General features: G+C 71.1%; 7 protein-coding genes and 2 pseudogenes. 2 read left to right on the top strand and 7 right to left on the bottom strand.

Going from position 1 to position 8,230, the window contains the following annotated elements:
* A pseudogene (locus VGD32_RS07475) lies at positions 1–1,138 on the top strand (methylmalonyl-CoA mutase family protein); the annotation flags it as partial.
* 3 nt (positions 1,139–1,141) lie between these two features.
* On the opposite strand, the gene VGD32_RS07470 reads toward VGD32_RS07475, so the two are convergent.
* From VGD32_RS07470 to VGD32_RS07440, 7 genes are all read right to left on the bottom strand, one after another.
* Complete coding sequence (locus VGD32_RS07470) at positions 1,142–1,567, bottom strand: DUF6491 family protein (RefSeq protein ID WP_331031271.1); 426 nt, start codon at positions 1,565–1,567, stop codon at positions 1,142–1,144.
* A 42-nt stretch (positions 1,568–1,609) separates the two neighbouring features.
* Positions 1,610–3,418: a tRNA (5-methylaminomethyl-2-thiouridine)(34)-methyltransferase MnmD gene (gene mnmD, locus VGD32_RS07465; protein ID WP_331031270.1), complete on the bottom strand. Its 1,809-nt coding sequence runs from the start codon at positions 3,416–3,418 to the stop codon at positions 1,610–1,612.
* 88 nt (positions 3,419–3,506) lie between these two features.
* The gene (locus tag VGD32_RS07460) at positions 3,507–3,773 is read right to left on the bottom strand and encodes a hypothetical protein (RefSeq protein ID WP_331031269.1); all 267 of its coding nucleotides are present in this window, start codon (positions 3,771–3,773) and stop codon (positions 3,507–3,509) included.
* 181 nt (positions 3,774–3,954) lie between these two features.
* The gene (locus tag VGD32_RS07455; protein ID WP_331031268.1) at positions 3,955–4,185 is read right to left on the bottom strand and encodes a hypothetical protein; all 231 of its coding nucleotides are present in this window, start codon (positions 4,183–4,185) and stop codon (positions 3,955–3,957) included.
* Positions 4,186–4,362: 177 nt separating this feature from the next.
* Positions 4,363–4,662 carry a hypothetical protein gene (locus tag VGD32_RS07450; RefSeq protein ID WP_331031267.1) on the bottom strand — a complete coding sequence of 100 codons (300 nt, stop codon included), beginning with the start codon at positions 4,660–4,662 and terminating at the stop codon, positions 4,363–4,365.
* Positions 4,663–4,807: 145 nt separating this feature from the next.
* A complete protein-coding gene (gene motA, locus VGD32_RS07445) occupies positions 4,808–5,677 on the bottom strand; it encodes a flagellar motor stator protein MotA (protein WP_331031266.1) in 870 nt (289 codons plus the stop codon).
* Positions 5,678–5,749: 72 nt separating this feature from the next.
* A complete protein-coding gene (locus tag VGD32_RS07440; protein ID WP_331031265.1) occupies positions 5,750–7,549 on the bottom strand; it encodes a long-chain-acyl-CoA synthetase in 1,800 nt (599 codons plus the stop codon).
* A gap of 355 nt (positions 7,550–7,904) precedes the next feature.
* Between VGD32_RS07440 and VGD32_RS07435 the strand changes: the two are divergent.
* Positions 7,905–8,230: pseudogene (locus VGD32_RS07435) on the top strand (hypothetical protein); the annotation flags it as partial.

Here is an 8,230-nt window from a genome sequence, read left to right as displayed (position 1 = left end):
CATGGTCGAGGCCATGGCGGCGGCGGGCGGCCAGACCCAGAGCCTGCACACCAACAGCCTCGACGAGGCGCTGGCCCTGCCGACCGACTTCTCGGCCCGCATCGCCCGCAACACCCAGCTGCTGCTGCAGATGGAGACCGGCCTGACGAAGGTCATCGACCCGTGAGGCGGCAGCTTCTACGTCGAACGCCTGACCCACGAACTGGCGGAAAAGGCCCGCGCCCACATGGCCGAGGTCGAGGCCCTGGGCGGCATGGCGAAGGCCATCGAGGCCGGAGTGCCCAAGCTGCGCATCGAGGAGTCCGCCGCGAAGACCCAGGCCCGGATCGACACGGGCCAGCAGACGGTGGTGGGGGTGAACAAATATCTCGCCGACCACGTCGACGACATTCCGGTGCTCAAGGTCGACAACGCCGCCGTGCTGGCCTCCCAGCTGGACAAGCTGAAGCGGCTGCGCGCCGAGCGCGACGAGGCGAAGACCCGGGCGGCGCTGGACGCCCTGACCGCCGGCGCGCGCGGCAAGGCCAATCTGCTGCAGCTGTCGGTCGAGGCGGCCCGCGCCTACGCCACCGTCGGGGAGATCTCGGACGCGCTGGAGGCCGCCTTCGGCCGCCACGTGGCGACGGTGCAGACCGTCTCGGGCGTCTATGCGACGGAGGCCGGCGACGATCCGAAGATCGCCCGCGCCCGGGGGATGGTCGCCGCCTTCGTCGAGAACGACGGCGGGCCGCCGCGCATCCTCATCGCCAAGCTGGGCCAGGACGGCCACGACCGCGGTCAGAAGGTCATCGCCACCGCCTATGGCGATCTCGGCTTCGAGGCGACCGCCGGATCGCTGTTCCAGACCCCTGCCGAGGCGGCGAAGGAGGCGGTCGAGCGCGGCGTTCACGCCGTCGGGGCGTCATCCCTGGCGGCCGGTCATCTGACCCTCGTGCCCGAGCTGAAGGCGGAGCTGGAGAAGCTGGGCCGGCCGGACATCATGATCGTGGTCGGCGGGGTGATCCCGCCGTCCGACGTCCAGACCCTGATCGACATGGGGGCGGCCGCCGTCTACCCGCCGGGTTCGGTCATCGCCGACACCGCCATCGACCTGATCGAGAAGCTGAACCAGCGCCTCGGCTACGCCCAGAAGGCCTGAGCCTCAGGGGCGATGGGCGCTGGGCAGGGCGGCGACCTCGTCCGCCGTCAGCACGCGATCGACGCGGGCGCGGCAGGTGGTGAGCGAGGCCGACGATCCCGGCACGGTGATCCGCGCCCAGTCGCCGGTGCAGATGCGCCCGCCCGCGAGACCGGCGCCGTCCGCCGTGATGGCGACGCGCTGGGCGAAGTCGAGATCGGTGCAGCCGCCCGACGAATTCAGCTCGTAGACGTCGTTGCGGATCACGCGGACATAGAGCTGGCCGGGTCCGCCCTGGCGGAAATTTCGCACCTGCTCGGGACTGAAGCACCGGCGTTCGGGGCCGGCGGCGGCGCTGTCCCCGGGCGCGACCGCACCGTCCACGGGGGCGCAGGACGCCGTCAGGACAGCCAGGGCCGTGACGGCGACGGACAGGGTGAGGCGGGTCATGATCGATCTCCCGGCCGGCGGGTTGCATCGCCAGCCTTGCGGTTAACCGTCCACCGCCGGTGAAGGTTGCGCAAGGGGCGGCGACATCACGAAACGCTTCGGATCGACCCGCGCCGCCAGGGCGGCGGGCAACGGCGAGGGCGCCTCCAGCGCCAGCGCCGCGACATGCTCGGCCAGCAGGGGCGCGACGCAGAAGCCGCGCGAACCGAGGCCGGTCAGGACGAGCAGGCCCGGCCCCAGTTGACCGGCGAGCGGCAGGCGGTCCGGCGTCGTGGCGCGGATCGCGGCGCGACTGCGAGGCGCGCCCGCGTCAGACACCCGCGCCGCCAGCCGCGGCAGGCGCGCGCCGAGGGTTTCGAGGTTGCGGGCCGTCGCCGCGACGTCGGTCTCCACCGCCGTCTCGCCCCGATCGTGGGTGGCGCCGAACAGCAGTCCGTCGGCGGTCGGGACCACATAGCCGCCCCAGGCCGCCGGAGGGGCGGCGACTCCCTCGACCCAGTCCGCCTGGCCCCGCACCGGCGACAGCGGCAGCCCGGTCCGCAGCGGCGCCGCGCCCCAGCCCGCGGCGATCACGACCGCCCCGGCCTCGAGGATCGCCTCGCCGGCCGCGTCGATCAGCCTCCAGCCGCCGGGCGCCGGCTCGACGCCCATTACGGTCGCGGTGATGCGATCGGTCCCGCCCAGCCACGCATCGAGCATCGCGTGCGGGTTCAGGGCCAAGGCGTCGCGCATGAACAGCCCGCCGGTCCCGACCGGCTCGTCCAGCCGCTCCGCGCAGGCCGGCCCGGACTGCGGCGTCATCGCGCCCGCGGGCCAGATGTCCTGGGTGGCGATCCTGGCGAACCGGGCCGCGTCGCGCGGGGTCTGTTCCAGCTGCAGCACGCCGTCGGCGAGGATGGCCCCGGGAACGGCCGCATAGAGCGCCCGCGCCCGGGCGAGGGCCTGGGCGTGGAGGGCGGCGATCGCCGCATCGCCGGCGTCCAGCCGGGGCGTGACCAGCGAGGCGGGGAAGCCGGACGCTCCCGCGCCCGGCGACGCGGCTTCGACGAGCGTGCATCGGGCGCCGAGAGCGGCGAAGGCTCGCGCGAGGGCGGCCCCCGCTATGCCCGCGCCGATCACGGCGACGTCCGGCGTGTTCGCGGCGCCCCCGGAGAGCGGCAGGCGCGCCTCGAGCCGTTCTCGCTTGCGGCCGTGGCCGGGGCGCTTGTCCACGGTGAAGCCCCGCTGCGACAGGCCGCGCCGCACCGCGCCGGCCACGGTGAAGGTCCCGAGCCGCGCCCCCGGCGCCGAGCGGGCCGCGACGCCGTCCAGCACGGCGTCCGACCACATGCCGGGATTGGTCGAGGGGGCGAAGCCGTCGAGGAACCAGGCGTTGGCGCGCCCCGACCACTGCGCCAGCGCCCAGGCCGCCTCGCCGATCGCGAGATCAAGGGTGGCTCCGAAGCCGGGCAGGTCAAGGCGGTGGAAGCCCGGTGTCGGGGAGGGCCAGGCGTCGAGCAGGGCTTCCACGGCCCCGGCCAGCTCGGGCCAGGTTCCCAGCGCCCGGGCCGCCTCGTCGCGGGTGAGCGGGAAACCTTCGACGGAGAAGATGTGCAACCGCCCGCCCGCCGGGCCCTCGCGGCGCCACAGGTCCAGCAGGGCGGCGATGTTCAACCCGGTGCCGAAGCCGAGCTCGGCCACGGTGAACCGGCTCCGCCCGCTCCAGGCCTCCGGCAGTCCGCAGCCGCCGAGGAAGACGGCGCGGCTCTCGGCCAGACCGTCCTCGCACGAGAAATAGACGTCGTCGAACCGGCCCGAACGCGGCGCGCCGTCGTCGGTCCAGACCAGTCGGGGGGAACGGTCGTCGGTCATGGCCGAGGCCGTAGCCGGGGTGGAGCGCAACGAAAAGGGGCCGCCCTCGCGGACGGCCCCCGATCGACGTTTCCGTCCCTGACCTGGGTCAGTGAGCCTCGACCGGCGTGGCCGGAGCCGCGGTCGCAGCCGGAGCCGGCTCGGCCTGGGCCATTTCCGAAGCGGCGGCGGCGTCCGCGGCGGCCTTGGCGTCCGCAGCCGCCTGATCCGTGGTCGCCGTCACGGCGGCCTCATCGGCGATGCCCGAGGCCTCGACGGCTTCGGAGGAGGCTTCCGGGGCCTTCTCTTCGGCGTTGTTGCAGGCGGCCAGCGTCAGGGCGGCGGCCGAGGCGGCGATCAGGGCGACGATGCGCATGGGGGAGATCCTTCGTTCGAGCGGACGACAGCGTCCCGTCCTCCGAGATACCGACGCCCGCGCCCGGGCCGCAAGTGAATTTGGCGCAAGCTGCGCGGGTCGCCTGGCGCGCAACGAAAAAGGGCCGCCCGTGAGGGCGACCCTTTCCGAACGGACCCGGAGGTCCGCTACGTCTCAGATATTACTGAGCCGGGGCAGCCGGAGCTTCGGCGGCCGGGGCAGCCGGGGTCTCGGCGGCCGGGGCTTCAGCGGCCGGGGCCATCGAGGCGTCGGCGGCCGGAGCGGCTTCCGGAGCAGCGGCTTCGGTGGCCGTGGCGTCAGCGGCCGGAGCCTCTTCGGCCTTCTCGGCGGGGGTGCAGGCGGCCAGGGCCAGAGCGGCGGCCGAAGCGGCGATCAGAGCGGTGATGCGCATGGGTTTTTCTTCCTTCAGAAGGGTCAACGAGGTCATGAATCCTCGCAGGTCCGAGATAACGGCTTCGTGAGAGGATACGCAAGCTAAATTCTCACGCATTCGTGAACTGCTGTCATCCGACAGCAAAAAGGGGACCGCGCGGGGTCCCCTTTCCGGATACGTCGTGGGCCATGGAGCCTACATCGGCGGCGGCGTCGAGGTCGCGGGCGAGGTCGAGCCGTTGGGCTCCGGCGGCAGGGTCGGCGGCGTCTGGCCGGGAGGGGTGGTCGTGCCGTCCGGGTTGGTCGTGCCCGTGGTGTCCGGCATCGTGGTCGTGGCTCCGTCGGCCGGCGCCATGGCCCCGTCCGTCGCCGGAGCGGTGGCCGAGGTTTCGGCCCCGGTCGCCGCGGCGTCCGCAGCGGTCTCGTCCTCCGCGGGCGTGCACGCAGCCAGCGTCAGGGCCCCAAGGGCGGCGGCGGTGATGATCATCAGCTTCATGCCTGGTCCTCCGAGCGATCGCCCGGGCGAAACAGCCGCCCGCTCCCACGATCGGTCCTGCGGATAACCGGCCATGCATGCCCCTGTTCCCGGGTCCGTGATCGTCGGTGAGCCGACGTGATGACGGTGTTACCAGAGCCTGCGATCAGGCCTCGGCCGGCGCGCCCTGCAGCGCCTCTTCCATCTCGAGGAAGGAGGGCTGGGCCGAGGACGGGATGTCGCCGCGGCCGATCTCGACCGAAATCTGCGCCGCATTGCCGTGCAGGTGGGCGACCAGCACCGACTGGATGATCTTGTAGAAGGCCGACTCCTCGTCGACGATCGCCTTCAGGCGCGCCGCGATCGGTCCGACCAGGCCGTAGGCCAGGAAGACGCCGAGGAAGGTGCCGACCAGCGCCCCGCCGATCATGCCGCCAAGGATTTCCGGCGGCTCGGTGATCGAGCCCATGGTCTTGATGACGCCGAGCACGGCCGCGACGATGCCGAGCGCGGGCAGGGCGTCCGCCAGCTGCTGCAGGGCGTGCGGCGCGCCCAGCGCCTCGTGGTGGTGCTTCTCCAGCTGCTTTTCCATGGCGTCCTCGATCTGGTGCGGATCCTCGAGGTTCATGGTCATCATGCGCAGGGTGTCGCAGATGAAATCCGTGGCGAAGTGGTCCTTCAGCACCTTCGGATATTTCTGGAAGATGGTGCTCTCGGCCGGTTTCTCGATATGGCTTTCGAGGGCGATGACGCCCTTGGACTTCATGGTCTTGGTCAGCTGGAACAGCAGCGACAGCAGGTCCTTGTAGTCCTGCCGCTTCCATTTCGGCCCGGCGAAAGCCTTGCCCAGGCCCCCGAGCGTCGACTTGATCACGGTCACGCTGTTGGAGATCAGGAAGGCCGCGACGCCGGCGCCGCCGATGGCCATCATCTCGTGAGGCAGGGCGTGGAGGATGACCTCGAACTTTCCGCCCGAGATGATGTAGCTGCCGAACACGAGGCCGAACAGCAGCACGATGCCGATAATCTGGAACATGGAGGGGCGGTCGGTCCTGCGCGCGAGAGACGCCGACCATGGCCGTTAATCATTAAGGGGCGGTTGCGAGCGCTACAGCCGGGTCTCGCCCTTCAGGATCGCATGGCGGGCGGCGTCGGTGAGCTTCGTATAGCCGCTCTTGCCGCCGCGGACGTAGATCGGCCCGTCGACCCGCTCGGGGTCGAAGCCCTCGTCCACCAGATCCATCTTGCGGTATTTGAACGTGCCGGTGGTGTCGGCGGCCTTGATGATGCGCAGGAAGGCCGGGCGGGCGTAGACCGGAAGCTCCTGATCGACCCAGTCGGCGAAGGCGCGGGCCCCGAACCGGCCGTCGATGACCAGGGCCGCCATGCCGGCCTTGCCGTCATGCCCGGGCACCGGCACCCCATAGGCGATGACTTCCTTGACGCCGGGCGCGTCGGCCAGCCGCTGCTCGACCTCGGCGGTGGAGACGTTCTCGCCCTTCCAGCGGAAGGTGTCGCCGATCCGGTCGATGAAATGGACGTAGCCCTCGGAGTCCTGCTTCATCAGGTCTCCGGTGCGGAACCAGCGGTCGCCGCGCACGAAGACGTCGCGCAGGATCTTCCGTTCCGAGGCGGCCTTGTCGGCATAGCCGGAGAAGGCGTGGCGGGTGTCGTCGCCGATGCGGCCGATGGCCTCGCCGACCTCGCCCGCCCGGACGGGCTGGCACAGGCCGTCAGGCCCGCGGGCGGGCTCGTCGGAGTCGATGTCGTAGCGCACGAGGCGGAAATTGATCTGCTTCTTCAGGAAGCCCGGCGCGCGGCCGATCGCGCCCGGCTTGCCGTCGAAATTGAACAGCGAGACGTTGCCCTCGGTCGAGCCGTAGAATTCGAGGATTTCCGGCACGGCGAAGCGCTTCTGGAAGTCGTTCCAGACGTCGGGCCTCAGCCCGTTGCCAAAGGCCAGGCGCAGCTTGTGCGACCGCTCGTCGGGGTTCTCGGGGCAGTTCACCAGATAGCGGCACAGCTCGCCGATGTAGACGAACAGGGTCGCGCCCGTGGCCTTCACGTCCGGCCAGAAGTTGGAGGCCGAGAAGCGCTTGCGCAGCACCAGGCGGCCGCCGTTCAGCAGGGCCGGCCCGATGCCGACCAGGCCGCCGGTGGAGTGATAGAGCGGCAGGACGTTGAAGGTGACGTCCTTGTCGGTGGCCGCGGTGGCGCCGGCGAAGGCGCGCATGTAGGTGCGGGCCCGCGCGTGGGTGACCTTGGCCGCCTTGGGCAGGCCGGTGGTGCCCGAGGTGTAGATGTACAGGGCCGTGTCGCGGTTGGTCAGGCCCGAGCGCACCGAGCGCGCCGGCCGCACGGAGGACCCGCCCCGGACGGGCTTGTCGAGGCCGCGGCGCTCGTCGGCCTCGTCGGCGTCGGCGAGGCCCAGCACCCAGAGCATCAGGTTGCGGCCGGCGAAGGGGCGCGCGTCCTCGACCTTGCGCCAGGAGTCGACGTCGGTGACCACCTGGGAGGCGTTGGAGATGGCGAGGCAGTGAGCCAGGGCGTGGCCCGTCAGGTTGGTGTTGATCAGGGCCGTGGCGACCCCGACCTTGGAGAACCCCATCCAGGCGGCGATGTATTCGGCCCGGTTGAGCATCAGCAGGGCGATGGTGTCGCCGCGCTTGAGCCGCCGGCTCTGGGCCCAGTGGCCGAAGCGGTTGGCCATGGCGTCCAGCTCGCGATAGGTCAGCGTCAGCCGGTCGTCCTGGATGGCGACATGGTCGGGGAATTTGTCGACCGCCTCTTCCCAGTCGTCACAGACCAGATCGGGGCTGTCGAGATCGATCGGCTTGATGCGCTTGAGCAGTCGGCGCAGCCCCTTCGCGAACCGCATGTCGCGCCGGATATTCGCCACCAACCCCATAGTCCCATCCACTCCGTTGGAAGACGCCGCTCGTGACGGTGATGAACAAGCCGGGGGTTCGGGTCAACCGGCGGGGGAATTCGCGGCCGCTTTGAGCCGTCCTGAACGGCGGTTTACGGCGGGGCGTGGCGCCGAAGCGGCGGTTCCGCAGGGTCAAGTTCCGTTGCGCGCCGCCTCGGGCTCCGGGATGGCGACTGAGCATCGGCAAGGCAAGGGGTTAGTACAGTTCCGCCACAAACCTGAACGGCACGAGGCTAAACTGTGTCCGCAACAGTGTTTCTTCGAGGCGTGGCCGTTTCTGCGGAACCGTGATCTCTCGTGGTGGTTCCGTCGTCACTGATTTGGAGGAACACAGATGTCCGTAACCTATCCGCACGACCGACCTATGCCCCAGGGCGATCACCTCGACAGCGTGCGCGAGGAGCCCTTCGTTCCGGTCTACGCCCGCACCCGCCGCAGCGCGCGCGGCCGCAAGGGCGGTCTCAAGACCTGGATGATCCTTGCGCCGATCGGCGTGCTGGTGCTGGGCGCCGGCGCGGCGGCGATGATGATGGGCGGCGAGGACTCCGCCCCGGCCCCGCTGGCCGAGCCCGCGGCCACGCCGCCGGTGCTGCCGGCCCAGCCGCTGGCCGCCGCCCCCGCGCCTGTCGAGGCGACCCCGACGCCGGTGGCGGAAGCGGC

The sequence above is a fragment of the Brevundimonas sp. genome (assembly GCF_036402095.1).
Taxonomy (GTDB): domain Bacteria; phylum Pseudomonadota; class Alphaproteobacteria; order Caulobacterales; family Caulobacteraceae; genus Brevundimonas.
The sequence above is the reverse complement of the archived record's forward strand: the minus strand, read 5'-3'. Positions and strand labels throughout refer to the sequence as shown.

What these genes read in the sequence shown, in the direction of transcription:
- mnmD (WP_331031270.1), bottom strand. Translation starts at nt 3,418, where the DNA reads ATGACCGACGACCGTTCCCCCCGACTGGTCTGGACCGACGACGGCGCG.
- motA (WP_331031266.1), bottom strand. Translation starts at nt 5,677, where the DNA reads ATGTTCCAGATTATCGGCATCGTGCTGCTGTTCGGCCTCGTGTTCGGC.
- VGD32_RS07455 (WP_331031268.1), bottom strand. Translation starts at nt 4,185, where the DNA reads ATGCGCATCACCGCTCTGATCGCCGCTTCGGCCGCCGCTCTGGCCCTG.
- VGD32_RS07440 (WP_331031265.1), bottom strand. Translation starts at nt 7,549, where the DNA reads ATGGGGTTGGTGGCGAATATCCGGCGCGACATGCGGTTCGCGAAGGGG.
- VGD32_RS07460 (WP_331031269.1), bottom strand. Translation starts at nt 3,773, where the DNA reads ATGCGCATCGTCGCCCTGATCGCCGCCTCGGCCGCCGCCCTGACGCTG.
- VGD32_RS07450 (WP_331031267.1), bottom strand. Translation starts at nt 4,662, where the DNA reads ATGAAGCTGATGATCATCACCGCCGCCGCCCTTGGGGCCCTGACGCTG.
- VGD32_RS07470 (WP_331031271.1), bottom strand. Translation starts at nt 1,567, where the DNA reads ATGACCCGCCTCACCCTGTCCGTCGCCGTCACGGCCCTGGCTGTCCTG.